The sequence below is a fragment of the Achromobacter spanius genome (assembly GCF_003994415.1).
Classification (GTDB): domain Bacteria; phylum Pseudomonadota; class Gammaproteobacteria; order Burkholderiales; family Burkholderiaceae_B; genus Achromobacter; species Achromobacter spanius_C.
This window is the reverse complement of the sequence record NZ_CP034689.1, coordinates 2,261,683-2,288,266: the sequence shown is the minus strand read 5'-3', so window position 1 is coordinate 2,288,266 and position 26,584 is coordinate 2,261,683. Positions and strand designations below refer to the sequence as shown.

Here is a 26,584-nt window from a genome sequence, read left to right as displayed (position 1 = left end):
GGGCGACGCACAGCCGCCAGTCGGGGGAGTCCAAGAATCACTCTACAAAACAAGGGGATGCGGTATTTTACGGGCTTCGCGACAATATGTCCGGCAGCCTGTCCCCGGCCGGTCTGCCCTTATCCCGAACGGCCCAGGCGCTATGTGGTCTAAAATTGCGCCGCCGCCGCCGCTCCAGGCAAGTCCGCGCGTCCGTTAACTTCTTACCCTGTACATCAATGGCCGTATTCACTCCCGTATCCGACGACGACGCGCGCGCCCTCCTGGCGCGATTCGACCTGGGCGAGTTCGTCTCGCTTCGAGGGATCACGGCGGGTATCGAGAACACTAATTACTTCTTGTATACGACCCGCGGCGAATACGTGCTGACGCTGTTCGAAGTGCTGACGCAGGCGCAACTGCCTTTCTATATTGAACTGATGTACCACCTGGCCGAACGCGGTGTGCCAGTGCCGCAGCCGCAAAACCTGCGCGACGGTACACGACTCACCACGCTGCACGACAAACCCTGCGCCATCGTGTCCCGCTTGCCTGGCGGCTACGAACCCGCCCCCGGCGCAACGCATTGCGCCCTGGCGGGCGCGACGCTGGCCCGCGCTCATCTGGCCGCCCGGGACTTCCCGATTCACCAGCCCAACTTACGTGGCCTGAACTGGTGGCTGGAAACGGCGCCCAAGGTCATGCCGTTCCTTGGCCCCGCTCAGGCCGAACTGTTAAGCACGGAGCTGGCTGCCCAACAAGCCGCGGCGGCCACACCCGCCTGGCAGGCACTGCAAACCGGCCCGGCCCACTGCGACCTCTTCCGCGACAACGTACTGTTTGCCGGCACGTTCGAAAATCCGCTCATGGGCGGCATCATCGACTTCTACTTCGCCGGCTGCGACACCTGGCTATTCGACGTAGCGGTCAGCGTCAACGACTGGTGCATCGAACGCGATACCGGCGAATTCGTCCCCGAACTGGTGCAATCGTGGCTGGCGGCCTACGCTGGCGTGCGCCCCTTCACCGACGCCGAACGGGAAGTCTGGCCCCTGATGCTGCGAGCGGCCGCCCTGCGCTTCTGGATCTCCCGCTTGTATGACTTTTTCCTGCCCCGACCCGCGCAAACGCTGAAACCGCACGACCCACGGCACTTCGAAAGAGTGTTGCAGGCACGCCACCGGTCGCGCTTGCCAATATTGCCGTAACCGCAACGCCCAGCATAATGGGGCTAGCGCGTCCCTTTTGAGAGCCATCCCTCCTGTAAAGAACCATGCAAGCAGCATTCTTACCCGCGACGTCCGGCTGGCAATGGGTTCTAGACGGATCCCGTCTGTTCCGCAAACAACCGCTGGCCATGTTTACCTGGGCAATGTTCATCAGCCTTCTGGCCGTCTTCGCCAGCGCGACCCCTCCCGTGGGCCCGATCCTGGTCGTGGCGCTTATGCCCATCATCACCTTGATGACCTTGTCAGCGTGCAAACACGTCGAGGCCGACCGCGTCATGCTGCCGTCGATGTGGGGCAAACCCCTGAAGCAACCTGGCGTGTTCAGAAAACTGTTCCTGATGGGCCTGTTGTATGCGGGCTTGAGCATGGCGGCCGGCCTGTTGACTTTGATGCCTTTCATTGACTCGATGGTGGAGGCTTTTCGCATTGCGTCCGTCGAGCAGTCCTTGGACCCCGTCTTGATGGCCATGCGGGTTCCACTGACCATCTTTGCCATTATCTATGTCGTGATCGCGGCGCTGTTCTGGCATGCCCCGGCGTTGGTCGCCTGGCATGGCCTGCGCCTGGTGCAGGCCCTGTTTTTCTCGGGCATCGCGTGCTGGCGCAATAAGTGGGCCTTCCTCGTTTACGGTGCGACGTGGGTACTTGTTTTTCTCTTCATTGACCTGTGCGCCGGCTTGCTGGTTTACATGGGCCTGTCCGTGGAATTCGCGGGCACGCTACAAGTCCCGTTCAACATCGCCGCGGGCGGCGCGCTGTATTGCAGCTTCTACCCTGCCTATACCTCCGTGTTCGGCATCAATAACACCAGCACGCATCTCGACAACGGCAACAGCGCCCAGGCATAAGGCGATGCGCCAGGGGGGCAACGCCCTGCGCACCGCCACCACCCGCAGATCCCGCGATACGAACGCCACGTCGATGGCATAGTGCATGCCAAACGTATGCACGCCAGCACAGGGCATGAGCAACAGGCCGGACCTCTTGCCGGGCGGCCGGCGTCCCAGCAGGCCACGCATCCGGCTCGCCCAACCATCCACGCGCAAGAATCGCAGCCGGTCGGGCGGCAAGGGGATACGGCCCGTCATTGCACGCTTTGCAGCATTTGAACGGCGATCGGAAACGCCAGCACAATGAACGTGCACGGAAAAATGCAAGCGATCAAGGGCAGCAGCATTTTCACCGGCGCCTGCGTGGCCAGTTGTTCGGCTTGCAGGTGCCGGTCGCTGCGGCACTGCGCCGCTTGCGCCCGCAGGACTGGCCCCAGACTGATACCCAGCGCTTCGGCTTGTGCCAACGCAGCGGCCCAGGTCCGCGCAATCGGGCTGTTGCTGCGCTCGGCCAGCGCCTTGATGGCGGCCGTCCGCGTCACGCCCGTCCGCATCTCCGCCAAGGCCTCGGCCAACGCATTGCGCAGGATGCCTTGCGGCCCGCTTTGCGCCGCCAACTGCAGCGCCCCCTGCACGCTTAGACCCGCTTCCACGCATAGCGTCATCATGTCGAACACAAAGGGCAGATCGCGTTCGATGCGGCGGCGGCGGGTTTCGCCCAGGCTTCGCAGCCATGCTCGAGGCGCCAGGCCGGCCGCGACGCCCAAAGCCAGCACCCAAGGCATCCCGCCCACGGGCGCCATGCCGTAGGCCGTCATGGCGCCCGCGGCCAACCCGCCAGCAAGCAGCGCCGCGCTGGCGCTCAGCGCGGCCACGTGCGCATAACCGACGCTGGCCGGTAGCCCCGCCAATTCGATTGCGCGCGCCAGTCGCGAGCGCAAACGCCACGAGCATAGTGGCCCTACCAGCGGCGCCACGACAGAAACCCACGGCCAGGCCACACGCCACCACCACGGCAACCCCGCCGATACCATTGGCTTGCCGGCCAGTAACGGGCGCAGCGCAAACCAGGTCAATCCGCTGACGACCAACGCCGCCATCAACATGCCCAATGTCAGCAACATGGCTTCCCCCTCATTGTCTTTTTTTTGCTGTCAGAGCTCGATACGGATAATCCGCCGGATCAGCAACACACCCGCTGTCTCCAGTACGGCCACAATCGCGAGCACGCCCCATCCCATGGGCGTATGCCACAGCAATCCCATGATTTCAGGTTCAAGCTCATTCAATACCGCAAGCAAAACCAAGGGCAATGCCCCGACTATCCAAGCTTGCAAACGCCCTTGGGAAGTCAGCGCCTGCAACTTCGCCTGCAACTGCAAACGCGCACGCAAGGTTTGCGCGATGCTCTCCAGTGCCTCGGCCAGATTGCCTCCGGTCTGCGCCGCAATGCGCATGGCGGCCACCACCAAAGCGGTGGAGTCGGCAGGCATCCGTGACTGCAAATTCCCTAGCGCCGCATCCCAGGGCACTCCCAAACGCTGTTCCCGCAGCATCAAGCCAAATTCCTGGGCCAGCGGCGCAGCGCTCTGCTCAACGACATGGCGCAAACCCGTGGGCAACGCAACGCCCGCGCGCAATGCCGAGGCCAGCATCAGCAATGCCATCGGTAATTGGCCTTCAAAACGGCGTGCCCGTTTGCGCCGCAGCATCTCAACCGTCATGCGAGGTACACGCGAGGCCAGCCCGGAAAGCAACGCCGCCAGGATGCCACTGCCGGTCAGCGAGAAAGCCAGTGTCGCCGACAGGGCCGCGCACGCGACTGCCGCCAGCCACAACTGCGCAGGGTCAATGAACAGGAACACCTCGCTAAGCCGGACGCCTGCGTCCTGCGTGTAGAGCTCCCGGTAGCGGCGCAACGCCGGCGCAAGCCATGCCTGGGCACGCAGCACCAACACTGCAGCGCAGCACATTGCACCCGCCGCCGCCAACCAGATCATGGCAGCCCCAGTGCGAACTTGGACAAGGGCGAACCCTTCGGTGCCCAGGCTTCAGTGAACCACGCTGGATCGATCGACACACCATCGTCGGCCCAGCCTTGCGAGAAGCCCGGCAACGCTCCGCACCCCTTGAACCCCGCAGTCCGATCAAATCGGAATAGCTCCAGTAGTTGTATGCGCCCGCTTTCCATACCGGTGACTTCGACAATCGACGTCACGACTCGGCGGCCATCCGCCAAACGGGCCTGTTGCACCACAAGTTCCACGCTGGCGGCGATCTGCTCCCGCACGACGGACAAGGGCAGGTCCAGGCCCGCCATCAGGACCATCGATTCCAGCCTGCCCAAGGCATCACGAGGTGAGTTCGCATGCAAGGTCGTCAACGAGCCCTCGTGGCCCGTATTCATGGCCGTCAACATGTCAAACGCTTCGGCGCCCCGGCACTCTCCTACAACAATTCGGTCTGGCCGCATGCGCAGCGCATTGCGCACAAGTTCGCGTATGGCGATATGCCCCCTGCCCTCCTGATTGGCGGGGCGCGCTTCCAGCGCCACCAGATGATCGTGATTCAGCCGCAACTCTGCGGCGTCCTCAATGGTGACGACCCGCTCGCCATCGGGTATTTCGTTGGACAAGATGTTCAGCAAAGTCGTTTTTCCGGAACCCGTGCCACCGGACACAACCAGGTTCTTGCGCATCCTGACGCATAGCGCCAGGAACTGCGCCATGGCCTCGCTCAAGGATGCCGCCGCGATCAGATCAGACATCTGGGGCCGTCGCTGCGGAAACTTGCGGATGGTCAGACTGGCCCCCTTCATCGCAACAGGGGGGATGATGGCGTGTACGCGGGATCCATCGGGCAAGCGTGCGTCAACCATGGGCGAGCTTTCGTCGATACGACGGCCAAGCGGCGTGACGATGCGTTCGATCACCCATCGCACCGATTGTTCGCTGGTAAATGCGGCGGGATGCCGCCAAAGCCGCCCCGCGCGTTCAACATAGATCTCGTCGTAGCGGTTGACCATGATTTCGGTGATGTCGGGCGCCGCCAACAGGGGCTCCAAAGGCCCCAAGCCCACGGCTTCGTCCAGCACCTCTCTGCACAAGGCCTGCTTGGCCAGATCGTCGGGAAAATCGACGTCGGATGCGACGATATGCGTCAGCAAGCGCTCGGCTTCGGCACGCAATATGCCGTCGCTCATGCCCGCGACGTCGCGCCGACGCAGGTCCAGCGCTTCCAGCAAGGCCGCGTGCAGGCGGCGCCGTGCTTGCACGCGCTGTGGTGCAATGGACGACGGCGGCGTCGAGGCCATCGAGGGCGAAGCCGTCTCGGACGAGGTCACCACCACCGCATCGGAGGGTACGGGCACAGCGTCGAAGGCCTGGGCCGGCGCGGCTTCGTCCGGCTCTACCCATTTCACTCGCAAGCGGCAAGGACCTATCAGAATATCGTCGTCGGGCAGGACCGGCGCATGACGAACCACTCTTGCTCCGTTCACGATGGTGCCCGCCAAGGTGCCCAGATCCTCCAGAACGATATCGTTGTCTTGACGCAGCAAGCGGGCATGCTGCCGACCCACTCGCCAATTGACGATACGCAGGCCGCACTGGGCGCCCCGTCCGATCAGCACCGGCGTCGGCGCAAACTGTCGGCGAACGCCCGAATCTTCAAAGGTCATTTCGATGTCGAGCATGGCATCACTCTTGGCGTGGTGTCTGAGGGAGTTCATCGCGCGTAACCCACTGCGAGCCCGCGCCCACATAGGGATCCCAAGCGTCGACGGTGGCGGGAGTTGCGGTGCCCAGGCGCGGCGGCTCTGGAAACGTCGTGCTCAACACATCACGGCCGCGTCGCACCCGATCCTGCATGCCGGGCTCACTTTGCGACACGATCTTGGGTGTCACAAAGATGGCCAGCTCGGTCTCGCGCTGCTGAAACCGACGCGACGAGAACAAGGCCCCAAGGATGGGAATGTTCTGCAACCAGGGCAGGCCATTGACCTCTTGGCTTTGCTCTCGCGACAAGAAGCCCCCAATGACCAGCGTATTGCCCGATCTGACGTTGAACTCGGTGGAAGCCCGCCGCGTGCGCAAAGCCGGCCCACCCGCTACGCTTAGCGACGTATCGACAGAGCTTGCCTCGACTTCGATCAGGGAACGGATCACGCCGTTTCGGTCTATGCGCGGCGTGATGTTGAGTGACACTCCATATGGTTTGAACAAGGTGGTGGGATTGCCACGGGAATCGGTCGATGTGTAGGGCACTTCGCCGCCCGCCAGAAACGTCGCGCTGGCGCCGCTTCGCGCCAGTAGCTGCGGTTGAGCCAGCATGACGGCTTCGCCACTTTGAGCCAACGCGGCGATGCGCGCGGACAGCAAGGCGTTGACCCCGAAATAGCCCGCGACAGCCGAGACCGGTCCGGCGGTCTCGATGATGGATTCGCCGGGCCGGCTCATGCGCCCGCGTGAGCCGGCGTCCCAAGCCACGCCAACGTTCGCGCCGCCTTGGCTCACCCCATCCCAGCGCAGGCCAAATTCGCGCATTCGCGACGTGGGAATCTCGACAACCTGTACATCGAGCAGCACCATGCGGTCCCATCCCACTTGCCCCGTGAAATCCAGGATGGCGGGATAACGTTCGGCCAAGGCCGCGATGCGTGCCCGATCGTCATCGGACAAATCGTCTCCTTCGATCACGATCCGCCCTCCGACAATGGTGCTGCGCGCGCCGGGGATTCGGGCAAGCAGCGACTCGACCTCTACCCGCAAACGCGGCGTGCCGGCGGGAACAACGCGCAGCTCATAGGCTTTCGGTTTGCCTGCGGACGCCCAGACGTGCACGGACGACACCCCTTCAGCGCGCGCAAAGATCACGACATCCCGACCCTCGGCCGCAACAGCGCTCAACACCTGCCCGTTTCCGATAGCTACTCTTTTCACGCCGGGATGCGGCAGCACCCGGGTTTCACCCACCTGCAACTCCAGCGCCTGCGGCTCTTGCGCGACGCTGGCGGTCACGGACGTCAAGAAAAGAGTGATTGCGCCCAGGATGAATACGATGTGTCTCATGGCCGCTCCGATGCGATACCCGCCATTGCGGCCGAGTCAGAAGGAACAGGCGATTGAGCCTGCATGCGGTCCCCGTACAAGATCGCAACACCCGGCGCAGGCTCGGGCTCGGGCTCGGGCACCAATCCAATGAGCGAAGCCAAATCTGTCTGGGCAGACCCAGCGACAGCCGCCTCATCGTCACGATGACGCAGCATGGCCGTCAGCGATCCAGCCTGCCTGGCGGCAACGAACTTCATGGCTTGGTCCGGATCGGCGGCAAGCGTAATGCTGCCGACGCCGCTTGCACCACCCTCATCGTCGGCCCCGCCCCCCACCGTCAGTACGCGCATGCCTTGCAGCAAAGGCACGGTGAGCTCCTTTTGACGATGGGGAAAGGTCACGTAAATGTCGATCGAATCGCCGGCATGCAGCATCTCGGCCAAGCCGCCAAGGTCAGCCGCGGCGACAGTCAGCGCCCGCTGGCCCGAACGCAATCGGGATGCCAGGGCGGGGGCCGGCATGGCGAATGTCAGATGAGACTTCAGCAGGGGTTCGCCGTGGGCGACATCTGCCATCAGGGTACCGCCAAGCAAATTGCTCAATGCCAGGGGTTCCAGGCTGGCGGAAGAGGCCCACTGCACCGGAATTTCGCGAATAGCCACGTCAGCCTCTTCCAGCCGCGTTCCCGCCACCAGGTCATAGGCGGCAACCAGACGCTCGACCACGGGTGTGCGGGCTTCGGCTTCCAGTGCCGCTACCCGTTGCTGCACATGCTCACGCACGGCCCAGGCCGATAACAGCCCGGCCATCAACGCCAGCCCGTACACGCCTGCGCGGCGCAACCGGGAAACGCCACGTATCAATGCGGCCTTCATGGCGCCCACCTTCTAATCCGCAGGCCGCTGCCGGCATCCAACGGCACCAACGACACCTGCATGCGCTGGTCTGCGCGTGTCCATGATTGCAAAGCACCGTCGTCCGCTTCAAGGTGCCACCCGTCACGCAACAAGGCCGCTTCCAACAATGGTGCTATCCGAGAAGGCGGCAAAGAATGCTGCCAAACGCGCTCCCACACTTTGACCCCCGCCTCCATCACGGCAAAATCAAGACGCAACCTTGCGCCCTCTGGCAGCCAGGCGGGCACGACGGGGTTTGAGGGAGCCGTCACCCGCAGCGAAGAAACCATGCCGACCGTCCGGCTCGGACCCGCACTTTGCATTTGCGCCACCCATTGCCGGTCATCGATCCAACCAGACAGGATGAGATGGCCTGGCAACACATTCAAATCGGACAAACCGGGCTGCTGATCCACCAACACACGGACCACTGCACGGGCATCCACGGGTGCGTCAAACACCAGCACGTGGGCTGGATGGCCATGAAGCCACATGCGGTCGGCCAACATCGCGCGAGTGGACCCTTCCGGCAAGCGCAACTGGATCAAGGATGCCGCGGCAGTCGTTGCGGACAGGGACGGCTGCGCAATGCAGGACCCGGCCAAACTCGCGAACCACATCATCGCCATCAAGGGACGAATCAGGTTGACGACGGCAGGCCTTGTCCAGCGAATCGGAATCATTGAGCGCGCATTCATGGCTTTCGTCCTTTACGTGTTCCCAACCGCTCAGGCGGCACCACATCTGCCCATGCCGACAGCCAATCGGTCTGTAGCGCCGCCCGCCCCCAGGGGCTTTCCATGCGCCGTGTGGCAGCCCCTACTCGTCGGGCCTGCGCAAGCGATGCCCGTTCAACCCGACGCCATGCCGTCGGTGCATTGCCAATACGACGATGCGTGTCGACGTCTCCATGTGCATGGCCGGCGCCGATTGCCACATGCGCATGGCGTGCGATGAAAGGCGTTCGCCCCTCTTTCAAGGGCCGCGAGCGCACATACACCGACAGCAAGCTCAAACCTGCGCCGAACCATTCGCGCTGTAGTACAGAGAGGTTCGGCGGCGCGATGCCGGGCAACTCAAGGACCCGCTGGCGCAGCCCAACGGCCGCCATTGAGTGCGGCGGCTCCACGGCCTGCCCCATCGCGCCTGACATCACCGTCTTGCGGCTGGCCTGCAGCAACTGTTGCGCCGAGAACTGCAGCCCGCCGACCCAAGACACCGCCCAAACCAGCGCCGCCATCAGCGGCAGCATCAGCAGGGCCTCGACGATCGCCTGCCCTCGTTGCCGTGCGGGACGGGGATACCCATATCTCTGCATCATGGCGTCCTCCGGGCAAGCAGGGTCTCCGTGCGCGTAACCGCCGATAGACGTGCCTGCCAATAAGGTCGAAACAAGGTGGCCAATTCTTCACGGCGATCCGCCCGTTGCTCGGGCCGCGAGAAATACGTTTCAGCCGCGCTGGTCACGGTGATCCCGCCGGACTGCCCCAGCGCGGCATAACGAAAAATTCCGGTCGGCGACGCCAACGCGCTGTCCGCGTCAGTCGTCTTCAGTACCGAACCAGACCAACGCACGCGCACGGCAAAACGTAGCGGCTCGCCCGTGCGCGACGCCTTGACTTCGCGGTAAGGAGGCAAGCCTTTGCCTGGCCAGCGCTGTGCGGACGCCATCGCATAGGAGTTCGCCATGGGATTGGTCACGCCGCTGAAAATGTCCCATGCCGTGGACTGCTCCACCCAACGCCAAAAATCGTCTTGGGAAAAGTCCGCGGGCGGCTCATCCACGTAGTCCAGACCCACTGGCGTCTTGGACTTCTGGCCTTGCGCCGTACCCCAGGCCATTGAATATTCGCGGAAATAGCATTCCCGGAGTGCATACGGGTATCAACCGGCTCAAACCTAATTTTCAAGCCCATGATATAAAACGGCTTTCGTCAAAACCAGTACAAGCCGGTGCACACCAAGCAAGTGCCAACTTGTACCCTGGCATGTACCCCGGAGGTCTTGCATGGCAACAAACGTCTTGAGCGACCGCAAGGTGGCCACCGCGAAACCTCGCGACAAGGAATACCTGCTCACCGATGGCGCTGGCCTGTCTCTGCGGATTCGCCCAGATGATTCCCGGCTGTGGATCTTTCGGTACACATCGGCTGCCGGCAAGCCCGCCAAGAAATCGCTCGGGCCCTACCCCGATGTTTCGCTACAAGAGGCCCGGCTGAAAGCCACCCAGATGCGCCAGCAGTTGCAAAAGGGGATCGATCCAGGATCCAAAGTGGAGGGTAAGCCTGACACCGTCCAAAAGCTGTTCGATACATGGGTAACCGACTCGCTTACCCATCGGCGGAACGCGAAAGGGGTCTATGCCTGCCGGTCACGCGTTCGCAAGCACATCCTATCGAAGGCGGGCAACGACCGCATCGGCGCGCTGACCAAGGCGCGCATCTTGGATCTGCTTGCGCCCATCGTGCGTGCCGGCCATGGCCCCCAGGCAAACGCTGTCCTGGTCGACTTAAAGCAGATGCTGGGCTATGCGACTGAACGGGACTGGATTGAGGTCAACCCGGCGGCGCTGATAAGAAAGGCCACGGTGGGCGGCAAGGATGTGGTTCGCGATCGCGTGCTGGACGGCGACGAGATCAAGACCTTGCGTGACAAGTTGCTGGCGGCCACCGGCATGACGCTCTACGCGCAGGCCGCATACTGGATCGCGCTATCTACCATGGCGCGCGCCGGGGAAATCGCAGCTATCCGCGAAAGCGAGGTGGATTGGGATGCGCGGGAATGGACTATCCCGGCAGCCAAGAACAAGTCCAACCGTGAGCATGTCATCCAGCTATCGGACTTCGCCATGTATTGGCTAACCGCCTTGCGCCAGCAGCAGCGGCCCGGCGATTACCTGATCCCCGGCAAGGGCGGCATCGGGCACGTATCCTACCGCTCGTTTAGTCACCAGGCCACCGTGCGCCAAGATAGGTCCAACGGGCAACAGGGGTTGACGGTGCGCGGCGAACTGTCGTTGCCGGGTGGCGCCTGGACCACGCACGACTTGCGCCGCACGGGCGCCACCATCATGGGCGAGCTGGGCATTGCCGAAAACGTCGTGGAGAAGTGCCTGAACCACGCGGAGCAAACCCAGCTGGTGAAGGTCTACCAGCGCCAGAAGATGCTGCCCCAGCGTCGAGAGGCGTTCGATGCGCTGGGCGCGCACCTGACCAAGCTGCTGGGCGACCCAAACAAATGGGGGCCAGTGCGTTTGCAGCCAGGTCGCGGCAAGGTGGTGCATCTGCGCGCCGCATCCTGACCGCCTGGGCCTAGCGCTTGGCCGCCGCCTTCGCCCAGGCATCCCCTTCTCTCAATCCGTCAATTGCTGCGTCAGCGTCTCTTGCCAGCGCTGCATATTCGTCCGTGCACGCTTTGAGAACGTCCCAGGCTCGGGTAGCGGCTTGCTCAGAGAGGCCGGCGCGGGCGGCAGCTTTGGCGGCTCGGGCACGCTGGGCGGCGATGGCGTCCCGCAGGCCGTCAGCAGCACCAGCAGCAAGGTCGCGCTCAGCGTTCGATAGGCGGGTTGCTTCATGGGCTTTCTCCAGGCGGCTCGTGTAGTCGGCCACCATTTCCTGTTCCTGGCGCCGATACTGCGCCTCGATCTGGCGGGCATTAGCCGCAGCCTCCAATTGCGTGCGGGCAACACCAGCAGCCTCCCTATGCGCGCCGTACCAGCCCACGCCCAGCACGGCCGCCACCACCAGAGCAGCGCCGATCAGGTAAGGCAGCGCGGCACGAGGAATCATTTCGGCAGGCCCGTTTCGCACAGCGCGCGCTCAGCAGCACGGCGCGTCACTAGTCCAGGAAGAATCTTGCCGTCGGCCCAGACCCATTGCGGCTTGCCGTTGTCGGCCTGGTTCATGGCCCGGCACGCGCCCGCCCACTCTCCAGCGTTGAATCGCCGCGCCGTCATCGATCGGCAGTACGCACCCACCCCGACGTTATAGGCAAAGCTCACGGCGGCGGCGGTCTGGTTGGTATGGCCGGCCAGCGCCGGCGTGCAGGCCAGGACGCCTTGGGCATGCTCCACCAGATCCTGATCTAGCAGCGCGGCGCATTCCTCTGGCGTGTACGGCTTGCCCAGCACCGCCGTCTTGGTGTGCCCTGCGCAGGCACTCACGATCCCGATTGGGTCTTTGTACCCGCGCAAGATCATGCCTTCGAACTTGGGCACGATGGAAAGCAGGATGGCCGCGGCGCCAGCCCCTACCGTTCCCTGCAAGGTACGCTTAGCTCCGGTCTTCATCATTCAGCCTCGGCTGGGATATGACGCGCGAGATGGCCGCGCAGAGGGAGAAAAGGCCGGCGCCGATCACGATCAGCGGCGGCTTGCCGGTGAGCCACAGATTCATGCAAACCTCCACGGCAGACAGCAGCGCAGCCAGCAGCGCTAGGCGCACGCTCCATAGGCGCGGGAACTTGCGGCGCCAGTCTTGGATCATTTTCATTTGAGATAGTCCTTCGCGTGCCGCAACACCATCCATAGCAGCCCCACCAACATGGCCCAGGTGCTGCCCTTGAGTAGATGGGTCAACACTTCGCGCCGAATCTGCTGGCGCTGCTCTTCGCGTGCGATCAGCAACTCGTGGTAGCGACGGTGCCCGTCGAAGTCACCGTCGGGAAACGCGGTCTTCACGGCGGCGGACAGCGCCAGCATTTCCTTGCGATTGGCCTCATGCTTGGCGTCGCTGTCGCGCTGGGCCTCTGCCTGCATGTCGCGCAGCGCCGTCAGAATCACCTTGGCGTCTTCGCCCAGGCCCGGCGGTTCGGGGATCACGCCACGATCTCCGCCGCTGCATCAAACAGCGCCTGCAGCTGCGCGCTGGACCAGCCGAGCGCGGCCGCGCCGGCGGTCATCGTCGGGCTGGAAATGGAGAATTCTGTGGCCGTGTCGAACGCCAGTTTGTAGAGCGGATCCGTGGCGGGCGCGTTGGCCCAGGCGGTCACGTCATCCAGCAGGCCGGCCTGCATGAGCGCGGCCAGGGCCTGGAAGCGCGACACCACGGTGACCGGCGGCGGTTCGGTGGGCACCTCGGGCTCGGGCGCTGGCGGGAAGGCGACCTTGAAGCCGCCGTCCACGGTGACGACCTTGCCGTCGAGCATGCCGTCGAGCGCTTCGGCGTACTGCGTGGGGGTGATCGCGATGCCGCCGGGAATGGGGTCGTGGCTGATCTGGCCATTGGCTGCGTAGGGCATTATTTGATCCTCATGTAGGCGGTGGCGCCGATGTTGCGAGAGCGCGCCTCGGTGCCGCCCGAGCTGGCCGTATTGGCAGCCACGCCCCAGGTCGTGCCGCCTGAGCCGCTGGCCGCAGCAGTGATTCCGGCATTGCTGCCAAAGATGAAGCTTGCGCCACCGGCGCCGCCGTGCGTGTGAGCCTTGTTATCGCTGTTCTGCAGGGTGCCGGCGCCGCCAGCGCGGAGAAATCGGCGCTCGGTATTGATCAACTGGACCGTAGCGCCGTTGATAGGACTTCCTGACAGGCTGATTACTGCGGTCGCGGTGATTTCAGGTGAGGATCCGGAAACCGACTCGCTTGTAAGAACGCCGGTGTTATATGAATCCGACGCAGTCAGTCGGATGAATCGATATTCCGTGCTGTTCGTGGGAGGCGGCGAGATACCAACAATGTCGTCCTGCAGAAAGAACGGTTCGCCGATCGCCTTTCCGAACCACTGTGCTTCGGTCTTCTGGGGCTTTTCCGCGTCCAATTCCTGCAGCGCCGCCTGCACGTTGGTGCTGGCGATGTTTCCGGAAGGAACGACAGTCACGAAGGATGCAATGTCGGTCAGGGCTTCCGCCGCTTCCTGGGCAGAATCGGCTGCGCTGGATGCGGAGTTTTGCGCCGCACTGGCTGCTGAGGTGGCCGCAGCGGCGGCGGATTGCGCATCAAGATTGGATTGCTGCGCGGCCGCGGCGCTCGCCGCCGCATTGGCCGCCTGGTTGACATAGTCATCAGCCGATGGCTCGGGATCCCCTGTCGTGGGGTTGAACACAAGGGCCTTGCCCTTGCGGTCATCCACCGCCGGAAGATAGCCCGCCTGTTCGCCCGGCGGGAATTTGACCGCGCTATCCAGATCGACGGCGCTGCCCTGCTGCGCCAGCCATAGTCGATCAAAGTCCCGATTCACAACCCCGGCAAGTAGATCGCCGTCTGTCTGATAGTCAGTGGTGCGACTCAGAATTACGCTCAGGCGGATCGTGATTTTTACGCCATTGGCGGGTGGCACCAGGAAGTTGACGCTACCCCCTGTCGGTACGTTCAGGCCCGCAACTGTGTAATTAACTGGATCCACGGGCACCAGATCGGCCATCACCTCCAGGTCGGCAGCAGAAAAACAAAGGAAATTGAAGGGGAACAGCACCGTAACGCCGTTGGCGATGTATTCGGTAACTGGGATTTGGCTGGGGACGGTCACGGCATTCACTCCGGCGGCACGCGCCGACAGAGGTGCCGGCTACATTTCGAGGGTTACCTCGTGAACACCCCCGCTTGGGCGCCAATCTTCGCCCTCCGGGCGGGTCGGAATCCCGACTTTTTCCCGAACCAATAGGCCGACCCTCACTGGCGCTTGCAGGATTGCGCCGGCGCCGCTGTCCAGATAGTCGTCAGGCTGCTGCTTGATGGCCGGATTCCAGTCCTTCATTTGGTCGTACATGGGGCCATTTAGCACATCCTCATGGGCCCATAGGACACCAGACTTTATGGGGCCTTCTAGCCCGTCCAGGATGCGTTCGTTCTTGTTCGTGCCGACCTGGATGTCAGTGACGCCGCATCGCAGCCTCTCCTGCTTCAGGGCCTGGCGCAGCAGTTGCGGGACGAAGGCACCATTGCCGTTTGTCTCCACATACACATTGGGGATGTTGAACCGCTCAATAAGGCGGCAAGCCTGAAGGACCTGCCCATCAACGATTTTGGTATTGCGCTGGTCGGAGAACACGGCAAACTCGCCGATCAGTGCCTGGCAGACATGCCAATAGGTGTTCCCTGCCGCGTCGTCCAGCATCAAAGAGAAGGCCGATACGTCGCCGTGGATCTTGCCCAAGGCACAATCCCAGTAAGCCCGGGCACTTACGATCTGCGCGCGGCCCAGCATCATGCGCACCGACTTGTTGGCGTGCTCCACCGTCGGGTGTACTGCGTATGCCTTGATTCGGTCGGGATCCAAGCGCGATTCTTTGATTGGCTTGGCCTGTAGCTGATACTGCGAGTCCCAATAGTTCAGGGTTCTGGTTTTCTGGCGGCGGATCTCGATTTCCGCGCGCGTGAAGCGTTCCGGCCAAGAGCACCGCGCGTAGATGTCCAGCACAGCGCCGCCTGGCGGTTTGGCGAATACCACCTCGCCGCGCTCGTATCGATAGTCGCGCCCTTCCACCAGCAGCCGGGCATGCTTGTAGATGCCCAGCATCACATACAGCCCGTCTGCGCCAGGCTTGAACGGAACCGGGTAGCGGGTGCGCTTCGTGGTGTCTTCGTACCGGATCTGGTCTTCCAGAAGCGGGATTGTCAGCGAAGCCGCGCCGGCGGCGATCATTTCCGGATAGATGGAATCGTGCGTGTGCGGCGTGCCGATGTATGTTTCCTGTCCGCCAGGTACCAGGATGAAGGTGGCCTCCTGGATCTTGGCGCGCAGATTCTCCCGGGCGTCGGCCGTCTTGATGTTCTTCGGCACCTCGACGTCGTCGTAATCGATATCGCGCGCCCGGGCACTGGTGACGTTCTGATTTACGCCCACGGCGGTCATGCTGGCGTTGCGCGGGTCGTTGGCTCCGGACACCCAGAACATCTGCGAGCCGGGTTTGGTGGGCAGCATGCCGCCGCACAGCGGATGCCGGCGCAGCACGTTGATAGTGTCGCGCGTCAGCTTCTTGGCCAGAGGCCCGTCGGCTGCCCAGATGAGTGACACCCACGTGCCATCGCAGTAAAGCTGCCACGCCTTGTATACGGCGTAGATGGTTGACTTAGCCGCACCCCGGAACACCTGAAGCACACGCACCGGGGAATCGCAGGTCCCCAGCCAGTGGCAGATGCGGACGTGCAGGTCCGGCACGGTCCAGCCCTGGACCTTCGCCCACATCAGGAAGAAGGCCAGGAAGGATATCTTTCGCTTCATTGCGCAGCGCCGGCCGCCTTCTGGACCTTCGCCAGAAACTTGGCGGCTTCCTTCTCGGCACGTTTGACCTCGCCGTCCATGCCGTCATCAGGATCGGCATGGTCGCCCACCGCAATCGCCCCGCCCAGGGGATCGGCCGTCTGGCGCCGCGTCAGGTCGATAAGGCTATTAAGCTTCATGGCCAGGGTGACGGTGGCGATGGGGTTTTTCTTTGCCCAGAACCGATCACCACGGGTTTGGGCGTCCATCTTGTTCGGGTCGACGCCGTGGCCAGGCCAGTTTTCCGGGTCCATCTCCTGCACCAGCACGTCAATCAGCTTCTCGGCGTATTCGGTCAGGCGTTCGAATTGATCTTGGCGCATCAGCGACTCCAGGCACGGGAAAGGTCGGGGCCGCGCTCCGGCAGGCCTGGCCCAAGCTGCCACCAGTAATCCTGATCGTGTTGGCGCGACGCGCGGCGCTCCACTCGGCTCAAGTATCCCGGACTGAGGTTTTCTTGCAAGGCGTGAAAGAAGGTGTGGTCGATCGCGCCTGACAGCCACCAAAGGTTTTGATACGGCAGCGTGCCGCGTACCGTGCGCGCCGCGCCGGCGCCCAGGTTCAGATCATCGCCGCTGGCCGCGCGCCATGCGTTCTCGACGCCCAGGCCCACGACATCAAACATCGTGCCGGCAGACGGGCCCAGCACCGTGCCGCCCACGGATGCGGCAAAGCCTCCAGGCGTCTCGCGGGGATCCTGAAAGAGCATATCGCCCACGATGGACAGCCCACCTCCCTGCAACAGCGCTTCAGACCAGAACCGTCCGCTGTTCAATGCCACAGGGTCGCGGCCAGAGAGCATTTCCTTGATCTGGAAGGCGATGCCGCCCGCGATGGTGGTGCCCAGCATGATGGCGGTGCCGTAGGCCAGCCGGTTGGCCGCCGCCGGCGCGCCGTCCAGACCTCGCGGCGCGTCGATCATGCGGCGGTAGTGCCGGGAAATCATAGCCATCGGAAAGCTCTTGAACTGCATGACGGAGCGCGCCAGCTCGCCGCCAATGGTGCCCGCCTGCTGGCCACCCCAGGTCTGCGCCGCGCGCGTGGCCAGGTCGGGGTTGATCACCGCATATTCTGATTCGTCGCGGATCAGGCCCAACACCTTTGATACCAGCTGCGGTGCATTGTCGGCGCCCGTGGCCATGATGGATTCCGGCGTCAGGTACTTCTGTCCGCGGTACTCGGTCGGCTGCACCTGGCTGATGACCGTCCAATCGTCCTCGGTGATGCCTTTGCGCGCCAGGTGCGAGCGGTCCCATTCGGTCAGTGCGCCCCACTCTTTGCCGGCCATCTTGCCCAGGCCGCCCATCATGGTCATCTGGAAGGCGCGGCGCATGCTGTCCGTCCAGGCGTTCATCAAGGACAGCTTCATCACGCTGTTGGCGACCTTGCCCGACCAGTTGTTGCGGATATGGTCGCCGGAAAACCGGTTCAGGTCCGACACCAGGGATTCAGCAATCAGGCCGTGCGCGGTCAGAAACTCGCGCGTTTCACCGCTGAACTGGCCACCGATGTTCTTCAGCGCCTGCCAGTAAGGCAGCTTGTTGTAGCCCGACGTCACCATGTAGGTCGGGATATCCGAGATGGCCGCCCAGACGGCCCGGCCCAGCTTGGAAGCGACGTTCAGGTTCCGCATGTCCGCCGCGACGCGCGCAAGGCTTGCGTTCTGTACTGCGCCGGCGTTCCCCGTCAGAACGTCGAAATAGGCTTCGGGCTGATTGATGAATGACCGCTTGATGCCGCCGTCCTCCTTCTCGGCAATGTCGGCCTGGACGCGGAACTGGTGGGCAGGGTTCGGCCCGTAACGCTCGACCAGTGCGATGTCGCGGGCCAGACCGGAGATATGGCTGTTCATGGCGTCGTACATACTGCCTTGGCCGAACTCGCCCATGTATTCGACGTAGGCCTGCCCGTCGCGCCAATGAAGCTGCCGGGCCTGGCTGCCGCGGTTGGCGCGTGACCCGGTGCCGCGAAAGCCGCCCGGCTCCAGCTTGTTCAGCCCGCCAGAAGACAGCGTTTCCCAAGTGGCGCGGAGGAAAGCAGTCATTTCCGCGTCGTCCATCTGGCGTCCGTCCGGGCGCACGTACCGGTTGCGGTCCAGCTTCGGCATGGTCTTCTGCACCCAAGCATCCTGTCCCGCGGCCAGCACGCGCCCCTGGTCGCTCGCCTGCGGCACATAGCCGTATTCCAGCCGACCGATGTCGCCGCCTGCGTTGTTGAAGCGCTGGCGCATCGTCTCGATGGTCGTATCCCAGGCCTTGGCCGCTTCGACCGCCAGCTTGTTGCCCGTCCGTCCTTCGCCGCGCGCAAACACTTCGGCAGCAAGGTCGCGCGTCATCTGCGGGTTTTCGACGTCGAACAGGAATTGCAGCGCACGGCGCCCGGCCGAAACCCCGTTGGTGGACGTCGCCGCGTCGAACAGGCTGCGAAGCTGGGACCAATACTGATCCTTGACGCCCTTGATGTAGGAATCGGTCTGTTCCATGTGGCGAACCAACGCGCGCGACCGGCTGTCGTTGAATAGGTCTTGGATGCCGGCGATCTCGCCATCCACGTCGGCCCGCTTGACCAGTTGCATCTGCTGGCGCTGAAGCTTTAGCCGGGCCTCTGCCTTGGCGTCCTGCATGGCACGCTCGGCGGCGGCCAGGGTGCGCTGGGCGGGCGTCAAGGCCAGCCACGCCGCGCGGTCTTGCCGGGCCATCGTCTGGGCGGTGCCAGTTAGCCGGTCATCGATGGCGGCGATTTTCGCCTGGCTGAGCGTGCGGCCGGCAGCCGCGTTCACCTGGTCAATACATTTCTTGAGCATGTCGTTTCCTTATGCGGCGCTTAGGAAGCAGTTGGCGGCCACGGCCAGCAAGCCGGCGTCCGCGTCATCCTGCGCAAGTTGTTCGTTCAGGCGGCGGATGGCTTCGGTGATGGGCACGTCTTCGGCGTCCCCATCCATGCGCACCAGCATGTCGGGATTGGTGGCCTCAATCTCAGCCAGGCGGCCCGACACATAGGCCTCGTTCGTGACCTCTGCCGTGGTGGCGGGCAGCTTGGCGGGCGGCGCGATGGGGTCTACGTCGGCGCGCGCGACGGTGGGCGTGACCAGGTCGGTACCGGAGGCGAAAGCCGGCGCGCCGGGCAGTGCGCCGCCGTTGTCCGCCCGCTCGGCCGCAGCTTGCCGCCCACGCTCCGGGATCTGGAACGGTGATTCAGCAGCTCGGGCCGCCTCGCGCACGCCAGCAGCAACGGGCCTCATCGCCGTGGCTGGCGCATCAATGCTGGCACGCTCGGCACGCATCTGCTCGATGCGCTCATCCAGCACTGCCAGCGCCTGGCGCGCGGTCATGGCATCCGCGTTGGCGTCGATCTGCGCTTCCAGGGCGGCAATGCGCGCGTCCGTCTCTTCTGCGCGCGCGTCCAGCTCCTTGCGCGCGCGGTTCAGCGCAGCGCGAGCGCCGGTGCGCGGCTCGTTGGCGCGGATCTGGTCGGCCAGTGCGCGCAGTTCGGCGTCGTCGCCAGACGCGCGGCGCGCCTGTGCCAAGGTCTGCACCTCGGCGCGCAGCGCACGGATGGCGCCAGGCTCCGCCAGCGCTTCCGCCTGGGGCAGCAGCTCGGCACGGGCGGCTTCCGACCGGGCCACCATCGTTTCCAGGGCTCGGGCCGCGTAGGCTTCCTTCATGGGGAACTGGTCCGCCACATAAACCGGCAGGCCGTCGGCCATCTGCGACGACGCGCGCATGACCGACATCATGGCGTCATTGGCGGCGCGCACGTCGGACGGGTCGGCCAAGTTCCAGGAATCGACCACCTCGCGCACGCGCTGCACGCGCGCCGCGTCGACCAGCTCCTGCGCCACCGGGCCGCGCGGCGCTTCTGCTGCTTCGGCGGCTTGCGCCGGTGCCGCCTGCCCTTCCCTTGCCGCTGCCCGCGTGCGCCCTCGCAGCGCCCAGGCACCGAAAGCTGCTGGCACCAGGGCGGAAACGGCCAGGCCAACGGGATCGAACGGGTTGTACTGGTCGGCCAGGTTGCTGTAGTCGGCGTTGTTCAGAATGTCGCGCGTCATCTGCTGCTGTGCGATGAAAAGGCCCGGGCCGCCGGCCGCCGCATAGCCAATCGTGCCGCCAATCGTCTGGCCCGCGACCGGCAGAGCCACGCCCACGCCCGTTGCCAGGCCGGTGACCGCGCCCACGCCCGTGCGGGTGGCAAGGTCGACACCCTGTCGACGCAGCTCATCAGCCGCCGTGACGCCCTCATCCGCACCAGTCAGCGCTGCGCCCGTCAGCGGGTTGCCGGTGGCGACCGTGTAGCCGACGGCCTTGGTGATGGTCTTGGTGAACCCGAACACCATCTGTTCCGCCGTGCTGGCGGTCTGCGGATTCGGCCCCAGCCAGCGGCTGGCGTCGCGCAAGGTGTCACCGGTGTCGCTACTGAATGCCGTGCCGTCGTCCAGCGCCTTCTTAGCCGCGCCGGTGCCCTGCTCACGCCATACTCGCTGCTCTTCCGTCTCGGCGAATGGCAGTACGCCGGTGCTGCCGGTGGATGCCATGGCCGACCCGAAGGCCCCAACGGTGTCGGACAGGAACGCGCCAGAGTCCGTAACGCCCGCTGCTACACCCATAGGCGCAGCTTTCGCCAATCCCCAAAGACTGAAGCCCCGTTCGGGGCCAGGGGCTATAGGAGGTACCTGCGCCCGATTGCGGATCGCTTCGTTGATCTGGCCTTGAAACGCGTCATCGAGTGCCATTGTTGATCCTCACGATCACCGGTTGACCGGCTTGATTCAATACAAATCCCGTGCCGGACGACACCGTGTAGATTCCCTGGCCTGCGTGACGCAGGACCGCGTTAGGCAGATCCTTGACGAAATCCGCAACGGGTACCGCCTTGCCCGCGACGAAGACGTTTCCATCCGGCGCCTGGTCGGTGAAGCTGTCCGGGGTTAGCGCCACCAGACCGCGCTCGAATTGGCTCTCGGTCATGCCCAGCGGAAGGGGAATCTTGCCGCCGTTGAAATCCACAATGCTCCCCGAGACGGTATCGATGGCATTGCGAATGCTGCGGCCCGCGCGCCGGACGTCGGCATCCGCGCGCACGCGCACGGCGGCGTCGATTACCGCGTCTTCCATTTCCGGGGTGGCGAAGACGCCGCGCACCTCGGCGGCAATCTCGGTGCGCCAGCGAGTCACATCAGCATCGGGCACGCGCTTGTCCTTCATGGCCTGTTCGCCGCGAAGGATCTGCTCGGAAACCAGGCCGCCATTCGGGCGCTGCTGGTCGCCCAATGCCGCAGCCAGGGCCAAGCTGCGATCCTTGTTGTCCAACTGGGCGGCGATGGCCGACATGGTGCGCGGTCCTACAGTCTTCGATAGATTTGCGAGAGTGGTGGCACGCTGGTCAGTGGGCATCCCGTTGAACAACGTAGCGACCTGCACAGCTTCGTCCGACGTGAACGGCGACACCGGGCGCCCCGCCACGACCTCGACCTGCTTGGCCTGCTCAAGCCGGGCTTGCACCCCCTGCGTGATCCCGGCAATGCCGCCAGACACATCCAGCGGCGCCAGCTCGGGCAGCACGTTCCGATCGACAGCGGCGCGCAGGGGATCTTCCTTGTATTCGCGTTGGGACGTCTCATAGGACTTTTGCGCTTTGTCGTACTGGTCCTGACGGGTGGGAGTCCACCCGATTTTGTTACCTTCGGCCAGCAGCCCATCCAGCATTTCGCGCTGGTCGCGCAGCGGCTGCATGGCGAACGCCGTGCCGGCTGGCGCTTGCTCAACCGCGGCCTTGAATCCCGCCTCATACGGAGTGCCCGCGACTTGCTGGGCTGCTCCGGCAATCCAATTGGGATCCAGCTTCTTGCCTTCAGTCGCCAAGGTAACGGCCTGGGTATAGACCCCAGCCGCCTGCCGGTCGCGCTTTGCCGCCTGGATTTCAGCGCGCTGCGCCTGCGCCAACGCGCGCTGCTCCAGCGCCGTCTTGTAGCCTGCCGTGGTGTTCAGCAGCACCGCGCGCCGCTGGGGGTCCAGGTCGGCGAACTCGTCCGACGTTAGACGCTTCTCAAATTCACCCAATGCCTGACCGCTGTTGCGAGCGGCGTTCAGCGCCGTGTACGCCACCGTGTTGGCGCTGCTTTCCTTAAACCGCAGAACCGCCGTTTCGATCTGCGCCGGTGTCATTCCTGCCTGCGGGCCCATGCCTCGCACGCTCGCCTCGTACTTGGCATTGGCACCAGCACGGTCGCGCACGGCCTCGCGCTCAAGTTCCCCTCCCAAAGCGGTCAACTCCCCGCCAATATTCTGCTGCGTGCGCTTGGTCGCCGCGTCGCGCACTCGGCCGGCCAGCGCGTTAGACGTGTCCGTCAGTTGCGCATTGATCAGCTCGCGATGTTCGGCGCCGATACTTGCCAGGCGGTCGCTAACCAGCTTGGGGGATCGTTCGCCCCAGATCTTCTGTGCTTCGGCGGGATCGATATCACCCTTGCTGATTCCCTGGGTGATCTCGTCTTCCAGGGTATAGAGGCTGTTTTTGGCCTCGGCCATGGTGCGGATGGACTTAATGCGGTTCAGGTCTTGCTGCCGCGCCGCCAACTCGTTACCGACCTGCTGCACAGCCTGGCCCATCTGCACCTGTGCAGCGGCTTCCTGCCCGCCGAACGAGCCCGGGCCCACCTGCGGCGCTGACGCCGGGCGCGCTACCGCATTACCGAAATCTCCAGTTGGAATCCTCATTACGCACTCCCCTTTCGCCACTGCCCATAAACGTTCCCCGCGGTAGATAGCAAGGAGGCAGTGGCCGCCGTGTTGCCCGCAGCTGCTGCTGACGACCCGTGGCGCCGGGTCATGTCGGCCTGATAATCAAGATTCTTAGCCTGCCGGCGTCCAGACAGGATTGCCGCATAGGCATCGCTTTCGGCGTCCTGCTCGATTTGTTCGCCAACTTCAACCGGTGTTCCAACGTCCACCGATACGCCAGATGCGCCATAGGCGGCGCGTGCCTGAGATTGAACCGTGCGACCAGCCTTGCGGATCTTCTCCGCCTGCTCCTTGGCCGCCTGCCGCACCTGGGCGGCCTCGACGTTCATCTGCTGTGCCTGCTCATAGTCGGCCTCTTGAGAGGCTTGTCCGGCGTCCTGCTGACCCTTCGCGGACATGATTCCGCCCACCGCAGACACGCCCATCGCAACAAGTGGTGCCCAAGCCATATCACAGCCCCAAGAATAGAGGGCGCCGGTGTTCTCGCCGCCCAGATGCTGATAAAGCGCGCCAGTCCGCTCAGTCGCAATGCCAGTGCTGATAGCCATGTGCTTGCGCGGAACTCCCAGGCCTTCTGCCCAGCTTAGAAATGCCTGCACCAAGCGCGGGCCGGCCATGCCGCCACGCCGCTCTGGCACCACATAGACGCCGTGCTCAAATGCGAATAGGCCATCGCCGAAATAGTCTTGGCCGATGCCGCCAGACAAGAAGCCAATCAGCACCCCGCCCTCTTCCGCGACGAGCAGCGTTCCCCGCGGCTCATCCAAAAGCCCGCTGAATAAGTCGGTGACTTTGCTGGGTAGGAACTCCGTGTTCCGGTAAGCGCTTTCGCGGTGAAATGCTTGGGCAAGCGCAACTACCGCGGGCACGTCTTGAAGGGTTGCGACGCGAATCATGAGTTTGTCGTCCAGTGGCGGACTACCGCCAGAATGTGAAAAGGCATCGGGGAATCCTGGGTAATCTCGATAGGCGACTCGCCGGTGTCCCAGCCCAGTTCACCCACAGCATCCCAACCGGAAAGCGGCGCTGGCGGCTTGTCCAGGATTCCTGGGCCAAATCTGCGTGTGGCTCGCTGCTGGCCGTTGATCTTCACGCCCACTGTGTCGAGGAAAAGGATGGAGATCTTGTGTGTGCGCATCTGGCTGGCTTGGGCCGTGCCGGTTTGAGTCTGCACCTCAGGGCGCAACAGCTTTATTCTGGGTATGACCTTCAGGCCTATCTGCACATCTATCGCAGCGCGCGGCAAGGTGACCTGGCCGCCCGTCACCACCATGTCGGGCTGCTTGGTGCCATCCGCCCGAATCTGGACCGTCTTGCCTTCCAAGTGATTCAGACCGGCCCACACCTGCGAGCCGGCCGGGTCGTGTCCTTCAATTCCCGAATGGACGAAATAGTCCGTCCGCAGCTTCTCCACGTAGCGAACCGTCTGCCCATTTACCAGCCGGCGCACGACTGCCCAGACCTCATCGGCCTCGCCGGCAGGAACGCTGCACACCGATTCATAGAAACCGTCCGTGCCATGCTGGCACCAGGCCGTAACACCCTCGTCCCGGTCAATGGTCAACGACACCATTCGACCGCTGTTCAGCACACCCCAGACTAGCGACGCAGGTTCCTGCTGGAATGTCATTTCCTTCACACCCGATTCGGTAATGTGCTCGGCCAGCGTTGTCAGGTTGGGTGCAGAGTACGAATCACGCTCCAGGCTGTAGCCCATTGCGCGCACTTTTCGGGCGGAGCGCTGCACGAACAGAAGTTCGTCGCCCACTCTAAGGGGACGTGCAGCCGCGGTGCCGTACACCGACCCGTCCTTTGCTCGCACGTTGGTCGGGGTCAAGGGCTTTTCGACGCCACCCAGCATCGTCCATTCCCCACCAAGCGTCAGTACCATCAACGCACGCACTGAGGCCAGATGCTCGATCGAATTTCCCTCTCCGTCCAGAGCATAGAAGTAGGAATCGGTGTCCTGGTCGCCGCTGGTAAAGTCCAAATAAAGGCCTGTTCGGCTGCCCCAAATCCCATTCGGGTACTTGGTGGTGCCGCCGGCTACCAAACGCTGCTCGTTGAACGTGACCGCTGTCGGGTATCCATTGACTCCACCCCAGGCGGCCGCTTGGATGATCCATGATCCTGGTTGAGCCGCCACATTGGAATCCATGTCAGCCTTGACAACACCCGTGGCTACGGTCGGACTCGTTACTCCGGTGATCTGCACCAGCCCGCGATTTACCTTCACGAATCGACCAACGTCCGCCGTAGCGCGCCATCCTTGGATGTCCAGGGTCATGGTGATCGACTGGCCCACCGTTCCCTTTGCGGAGGGAGTCAGAATTGCCTGTGGCGAGTCTTCCAAAACCCATTGCCCAGCGGGGACTCCGAGCGCAGAGAACGGGCTCGTGATCTCGATTTCGACCTGTTGCGACGTTAGGTACTGCGTGACGATGGCCACGCCGGTCAGGTAGGTGATGCGGCGTCCTACGTCAGCCGGCATGAAAGCGCCGGTCGTAGACGCAGTTGCCGTTCGCCCCGTGCCAACCGTGGTCAGGCTCAGCACCAGGCCAACGCCAGGGAATACGTGGCCGGTTTCGGCAAAAGGCAGGACCGAGAACGGCGCTGGCGTGATGACCCAGCTATCGTCCGCAAGCCGACGCACGATGTGGATCGGGTGTGCTGGATGCGCGATAAAGATTGTGTCGGCCACCTGTGCAAACCGCAGTTCCTGGACTTGCACGTCTGTGTAGGGGGTGGTGATCTGATAGGGAGTCCCGCCCACCAACACCTGACCCGCGCCAGCCTTGAAGACGCGCATCAGTTGGTGACCGAACTCCAGAGCGTAGGCGGACGATCGGTTGAAGGTGAATGGGATAAGGCGGCTCTGCCTGTCAGCGTGCGCCGTGGGCGCCACATATGCGGTGCCTGGCGCTCGCGACACGCCGCCGTAAATGTCTACCACCACGTTTTCCAGAATCTCTGCGCCGTTCTGGTAGCGGGATATATCAACTCGGCCGCGCACCTTCGGAGATAGCTCACCGGCCGTGAAATTGGTTTGGATGCTGTCGAGCTTCGGCATTACAGCCCCCCGCCAAATCGTGCTTCGTACGTGGGGTAGCCGCCCATCTCATCGGGGGGCACGTCCTGCCCGTCTTTGGTCTTGGCTTTCTTGAGTGCCATTTCAGCCTCGCCCGCATAGCTGTCGCGCAACGTGGTAGATGCCGTCACGGCGTAGGCTATCGCCGCCGTCATCTTCAATTCAGCAGCCAGCACCATCGAATCGTCCCAACTGGCGGGCACGTCATTGCGCCAGACGTATTTCAGAGGCAGCAGGTTGACGTGAGCCAGGATCCGGCGCCCCTCCATGGTGTAGTCCATCACGTAGCCCCGCTTGCCCACCTGGAGGGTCTTCATCCAGTCGCTGGGAAGCTGGAACTGATAGGGATAGTCGAACTCGGGCGGCTGAGATAGCGGCGAAAGCTGCACGCGCTTGACACAGCAATTCCAACTGTGCGCACCAAGAAGTTCATCGCGCACCGTGGGCCAGACATTGCCGCACAGGCCGGCGAATTTTGTGCCGTCCTCAAAGCTGCTGATAGGGTCTGAGCCCAGCCGCTGCAGGGCGTTGGAGCAAATGGAGACGGCACTGGCTGTTGGCATTTCGACACCTGAAATA

The 26,584-nt window shown here is 63.5% G+C and carries 25 protein-coding genes and 1 pseudogene; 3 read left to right on the top strand and 23 right to left on the bottom strand.

Going from position 1 to position 26,584, the window contains the following annotated elements:
- Positions 1–218: 218 nt before the first annotated feature.
- Both ELS24_RS10640 and ELS24_RS31235 read left to right on the top strand, forming a co-directional pair.
- Entirely contained in the window at positions 219–1,187 is a 969-nt protein-coding gene (locus ELS24_RS10640; protein ID WP_127184095.1) for a homoserine kinase, read from the top strand.
- Positions 1,188–1,252: 65 nt separating this feature from the next.
- Positions 1,253–2,056: a BPSS1780 family membrane protein gene (locus ELS24_RS31235; RefSeq protein ID WP_050446404.1), complete on the top strand. Its 804-nt coding sequence runs from the start codon at positions 1,253–1,255 to the stop codon at positions 2,054–2,056.
- A 6-nt stretch (positions 2,057–2,062) separates the two neighbouring features.
- Here ELS24_RS31235 and ELS24_RS31230 read toward each other — a convergent pair.
- The 9 genes and pseudogenes from ELS24_RS31230 to ELS24_RS10595 all read right to left on the bottom strand — a co-directional run.
- A pseudogene (locus tag ELS24_RS31230) lies at positions 2,063–2,227 on the bottom strand (DUF192 domain-containing protein); the annotation flags it as partial.
- A gap of 65 nt (positions 2,228–2,292) precedes the next feature.
- A complete protein-coding gene (locus tag ELS24_RS10630; RefSeq protein ID WP_127184094.1) occupies positions 2,293–3,162 on the bottom strand; it encodes a type II secretion system F family protein in 870 nt (289 codons plus the stop codon).
- Positions 3,163–3,192: 30 nt separating this feature from the next.
- The gene (locus tag ELS24_RS10625) at positions 3,193–4,038 is read right to left on the bottom strand and encodes a type II secretion system F family protein (RefSeq protein ID WP_127184093.1); all 846 of its coding nucleotides are present in this window, start codon (positions 4,036–4,038) and stop codon (positions 3,193–3,195) included.
- Positions 4,035–5,732 carry an ATPase, T2SS/T4P/T4SS family gene (locus ELS24_RS10620; protein ID WP_127184092.1) on the bottom strand — a complete coding sequence of 566 codons (1,698 nt, stop codon included), beginning with the start codon at positions 5,730–5,732 and terminating at the stop codon, positions 4,035–4,037. The genes ELS24_RS10625 and ELS24_RS10620 overlap by 4 nt, the downstream gene beginning before the upstream one ends.
- A gap of 4 nt (positions 5,733–5,736) precedes the next feature.
- On the bottom strand, positions 5,737–7,107 hold the full coding sequence (locus tag ELS24_RS10615; RefSeq protein WP_127184091.1) for a type II and III secretion system protein family protein: 1,371 nt from the start codon (positions 7,105–7,107) through the stop codon (positions 5,737–5,739).
- Positions 7,104–7,964, bottom strand: a complete 861-nt coding sequence (cpaB, locus tag ELS24_RS10610) for a Flp pilus assembly protein CpaB (protein WP_127184090.1) — start codon at positions 7,962–7,964, stop codon at positions 7,104–7,106. The genes ELS24_RS10615 and cpaB overlap by 4 nt, the downstream gene beginning before the upstream one ends.
- Positions 7,961–8,683 carry a hypothetical protein gene (locus ELS24_RS10605; RefSeq protein ID WP_240669485.1) on the bottom strand — a complete coding sequence of 241 codons (723 nt, stop codon included), beginning with the start codon at positions 8,681–8,683 and terminating at the stop codon, positions 7,961–7,963. The genes cpaB and ELS24_RS10605 overlap by 4 nt, the downstream gene beginning before the upstream one ends.
- Positions 8,680–9,306 carry a pilus assembly protein gene (locus tag ELS24_RS10600; protein WP_127184089.1) on the bottom strand — a complete coding sequence of 209 codons (627 nt, stop codon included), beginning with the start codon at positions 9,304–9,306 and terminating at the stop codon, positions 8,680–8,682. Before ELS24_RS10600 ends, ELS24_RS10605 begins: the two co-directional genes overlap by 4 nt.
- Positions 9,303–9,827, bottom strand: a complete 525-nt coding sequence (locus ELS24_RS10595) for a hypothetical protein (RefSeq protein WP_240669484.1) — start codon at positions 9,825–9,827, stop codon at positions 9,303–9,305. Before ELS24_RS10595 ends, ELS24_RS10600 begins: the two co-directional genes overlap by 4 nt.
- A 166-nt stretch (positions 9,828–9,993) precedes the next feature.
- Between ELS24_RS10595 and ELS24_RS10590 the strand changes: the two genes are divergently transcribed.
- On the top strand, positions 9,994–11,286 hold the full coding sequence (locus tag ELS24_RS10590) for a tyrosine-type recombinase/integrase (protein WP_127184088.1): 1,293 nt from the start codon (positions 9,994–9,996) through the stop codon (positions 11,284–11,286).
- Positions 11,287–11,296: 10 nt separating this feature from the next.
- Here the strand turns inward: ELS24_RS10590 and ELS24_RS10585 are convergent, their stop codons facing one another.
- The 14 genes from ELS24_RS10585 to ELS24_RS10520 all read right to left on the bottom strand — a co-directional run bounded on the left by ELS24_RS10585 (position 11,297) and on the right by ELS24_RS10520 (position 26,568).
- Positions 11,297–11,773, bottom strand: coding sequence for a hypothetical protein (locus ELS24_RS10585; protein WP_127184087.1), 477 nt, complete (start codon positions 11,771–11,773; stop codon positions 11,297–11,299).
- The gene (locus ELS24_RS10580) at positions 11,770–12,273 is read right to left on the bottom strand and encodes a lysozyme (protein ID WP_127186298.1); all 504 of its coding nucleotides are present in this window, start codon (positions 12,271–12,273) and stop codon (positions 11,770–11,772) included. Before ELS24_RS10580 ends, ELS24_RS10585 begins: the two co-directional genes overlap by 4 nt.
- Entirely contained in the window at positions 12,257–12,475 is a 219-nt protein-coding gene (locus ELS24_RS10575) for a hypothetical protein (protein WP_127184086.1), read from the bottom strand. Before ELS24_RS10575 ends, ELS24_RS10580 begins: the two co-directional genes overlap by 17 nt.
- The gene (locus ELS24_RS10570; protein WP_127184085.1) at positions 12,472–12,804 is read right to left on the bottom strand and encodes a hypothetical protein; all 333 of its coding nucleotides are present in this window, start codon (positions 12,802–12,804) and stop codon (positions 12,472–12,474) included. Before ELS24_RS10570 ends, ELS24_RS10575 begins: the two co-directional genes overlap by 4 nt.
- On the bottom strand, positions 12,801–13,223 hold the full coding sequence (locus ELS24_RS10565) for a hypothetical protein (RefSeq protein ID WP_127184084.1): 423 nt from the start codon (positions 13,221–13,223) through the stop codon (positions 12,801–12,803). Before ELS24_RS10565 ends, ELS24_RS10570 begins: the two co-directional genes overlap by 4 nt.
- Positions 13,223–14,446, bottom strand: coding sequence for a hypothetical protein (locus tag ELS24_RS10560; RefSeq protein WP_127184083.1), 1,224 nt, complete (start codon positions 14,444–14,446; stop codon positions 13,223–13,225). The genes ELS24_RS10565 and ELS24_RS10560 overlap by 1 nt, the downstream gene beginning before the upstream one ends.
- A gap of 39 nt (positions 14,447–14,485) precedes the next feature.
- On the bottom strand, positions 14,486–16,141 hold the full coding sequence (gene terL / locus ELS24_RS10555) for a phage terminase large subunit (protein ID WP_127184082.1): 1,656 nt from the start codon (positions 16,139–16,141) through the stop codon (positions 14,486–14,488).
- On the bottom strand, positions 16,138–16,503 hold the full coding sequence (locus ELS24_RS10550; protein WP_127184081.1) for a hypothetical protein: 366 nt from the start codon (positions 16,501–16,503) through the stop codon (positions 16,138–16,140). The genes terL and ELS24_RS10550 overlap by 4 nt, the downstream gene beginning before the upstream one ends.
- A complete protein-coding gene (locus ELS24_RS10545) occupies positions 16,503–18,983 on the bottom strand; it encodes a hypothetical protein (protein ID WP_127184080.1) in 2,481 nt (826 codons plus the stop codon). Before ELS24_RS10545 ends, ELS24_RS10550 begins: the two co-directional genes overlap by 1 nt.
- Positions 18,984–18,992: 9 nt before the next feature.
- Positions 18,993–20,783 (bottom strand): hypothetical protein, encoded by a 1,791-nt coding sequence (locus tag ELS24_RS10540; protein WP_127184079.1) that lies wholly within the window; start codon positions 20,781–20,783, stop codon positions 18,993–18,995.
- 112 nt (positions 20,784–20,895) lie between these two features.
- Positions 20,896–22,893: a hypothetical protein gene (locus ELS24_RS10535; protein ID WP_127184078.1), complete on the bottom strand. Its 1,998-nt coding sequence runs from the start codon at positions 22,891–22,893 to the stop codon at positions 20,896–20,898.
- Positions 22,893–23,813: a virion core protein, T7 gp14 family gene (locus tag ELS24_RS10530; protein WP_127184077.1), complete on the bottom strand. Its 921-nt coding sequence runs from the start codon at positions 23,811–23,813 to the stop codon at positions 22,893–22,895. Before ELS24_RS10530 ends, ELS24_RS10535 begins: the two co-directional genes overlap by 1 nt.
- Positions 23,810–25,987 (bottom strand): hypothetical protein, encoded by a 2,178-nt coding sequence (locus ELS24_RS10525; RefSeq protein ID WP_127184076.1) that lies wholly within the window; start codon positions 25,985–25,987, stop codon positions 23,810–23,812. The genes ELS24_RS10530 and ELS24_RS10525 overlap by 4 nt, the downstream gene beginning before the upstream one ends.
- Complete coding sequence (locus ELS24_RS10520) at positions 25,987–26,568, bottom strand: hypothetical protein (RefSeq protein WP_127184075.1); 582 nt, start codon at positions 26,566–26,568, stop codon at positions 25,987–25,989. Before ELS24_RS10520 ends, ELS24_RS10525 begins: the two co-directional genes overlap by 1 nt.
- Between the last annotated feature and the right edge of the window lie 16 nt (positions 26,569–26,584).

Excerpts from the sequence above, each read along its gene's own strand:
- ELS24_RS10535 (WP_127184078.1), bottom strand. The coding sequence starts at position 22,893 with ATGAGGATTCCAACTGGAGATTTCGGTAATGCGGTAGCGCGCCCGGCG.
- ELS24_RS10585 (WP_127184087.1), bottom strand. The coding sequence starts at position 11,773 with ATGATTCCTCGTGCCGCGCTGCCTTACCTGATCGGCGCTGCTCTGGTG.
- terL (WP_127184082.1), bottom strand. The coding sequence starts at position 16,141 with ATGAAGCGAAAGATATCCTTCCTGGCCTTCTTCCTGATGTGGGCGAAG.
- ELS24_RS10525 (WP_127184076.1), bottom strand. The coding sequence starts at position 25,987 with ATGCCGAAGCTCGACAGCATCCAAACCAATTTCACGGCCGGTGAGCTA.
- ELS24_RS10530 (WP_127184077.1), bottom strand. The coding sequence starts at position 23,813 with ATGATTCGCGTCGCAACCCTTCAAGACGTGCCCGCGGTAGTTGCGCTT.
- ELS24_RS10550 (WP_127184081.1), bottom strand. The coding sequence starts at position 16,503 with ATGCGCCAAGATCAATTCGAACGCCTGACCGAATACGCCGAGAAGCTG.
- ELS24_RS10565 (WP_127184084.1), bottom strand. The coding sequence starts at position 13,223 with ATGCCCTACGCAGCCAATGGCCAGATCAGCCACGACCCCATTCCCGGC.
- ELS24_RS10625 (WP_127184093.1), bottom strand. The coding sequence starts at position 4,038 with ATGATCTGGTTGGCGGCGGCGGGTGCAATGTGCTGCGCTGCAGTGTTG.
- ELS24_RS10615 (WP_127184091.1), bottom strand. The coding sequence starts at position 7,107 with ATGAGACACATCGTATTCATCCTGGGCGCAATCACTCTTTTCTTGACG.
- ELS24_RS10580 (WP_127186298.1), bottom strand. The coding sequence starts at position 12,273 with ATGAAGACCGGAGCTAAGCGTACCTTGCAGGGAACGGTAGGGGCTGGC.
- cpaB (WP_127184090.1), bottom strand. The coding sequence starts at position 7,964 with ATGAAGGCCGCATTGATACGTGGCGTTTCCCGGTTGCGCCGCGCAGGC.
- ELS24_RS31235 (WP_050446404.1), top strand. The coding sequence starts at position 1,253 with ATGCAAGCAGCATTCTTACCCGCGACGTCCGGCTGGCAATGGGTTCTA.
- ELS24_RS10545 (WP_127184080.1), bottom strand. The coding sequence starts at position 18,983 with ATGCTCAAGAAATGTATTGACCAGGTGAACGCGGCTGCCGGCCGCACG.
- ELS24_RS10590 (WP_127184088.1), top strand. The coding sequence starts at position 9,994 with ATGGCAACAAACGTCTTGAGCGACCGCAAGGTGGCCACCGCGAAACCT.
- ELS24_RS10605 (WP_240669485.1), bottom strand. The coding sequence starts at position 8,683 with ATGAATGCGCGCTCAATGATTCCGATTCGCTGGACAAGGCCTGCCGTC.
- ELS24_RS10640 (WP_127184095.1), top strand. The coding sequence starts at position 219 with ATGGCCGTATTCACTCCCGTATCCGACGACGACGCGCGCGCCCTCCTG.
- ELS24_RS10630 (WP_127184094.1), bottom strand. The coding sequence starts at position 3,162 with ATGTTGCTGACATTGGGCATGTTGATGGCGGCGTTGGTCGTCAGCGGA.
- ELS24_RS10540 (WP_127184079.1), bottom strand. The coding sequence starts at position 20,783 with ATGGGTGTAGCAGCGGGCGTTACGGACTCTGGCGCGTTCCTGTCCGAC.
- ELS24_RS10600 (WP_127184089.1), bottom strand. The coding sequence starts at position 9,306 with ATGATGCAGAGATATGGGTATCCCCGTCCCGCACGGCAACGAGGGCAG.
- ELS24_RS10620 (WP_127184092.1), bottom strand. The coding sequence starts at position 5,732 with ATGCTCGACATCGAAATGACCTTTGAAGATTCGGGCGTTCGCCGACAG.
- ELS24_RS10575 (WP_127184086.1), bottom strand. The coding sequence starts at position 12,475 with ATGAAAATGATCCAAGACTGGCGCCGCAAGTTCCCGCGCCTATGGAGC.
- ELS24_RS10520 (WP_127184075.1), bottom strand. The coding sequence starts at position 26,568 with ATGCCAACAGCCAGTGCCGTCTCCATTTGCTCCAACGCCCTGCAGCGG.
- ELS24_RS10595 (WP_240669484.1), bottom strand. The coding sequence starts at position 9,827 with ATGGCCTGGGGTACGGCGCAAGGCCAGAAGTCCAAGACGCCAGTGGGT.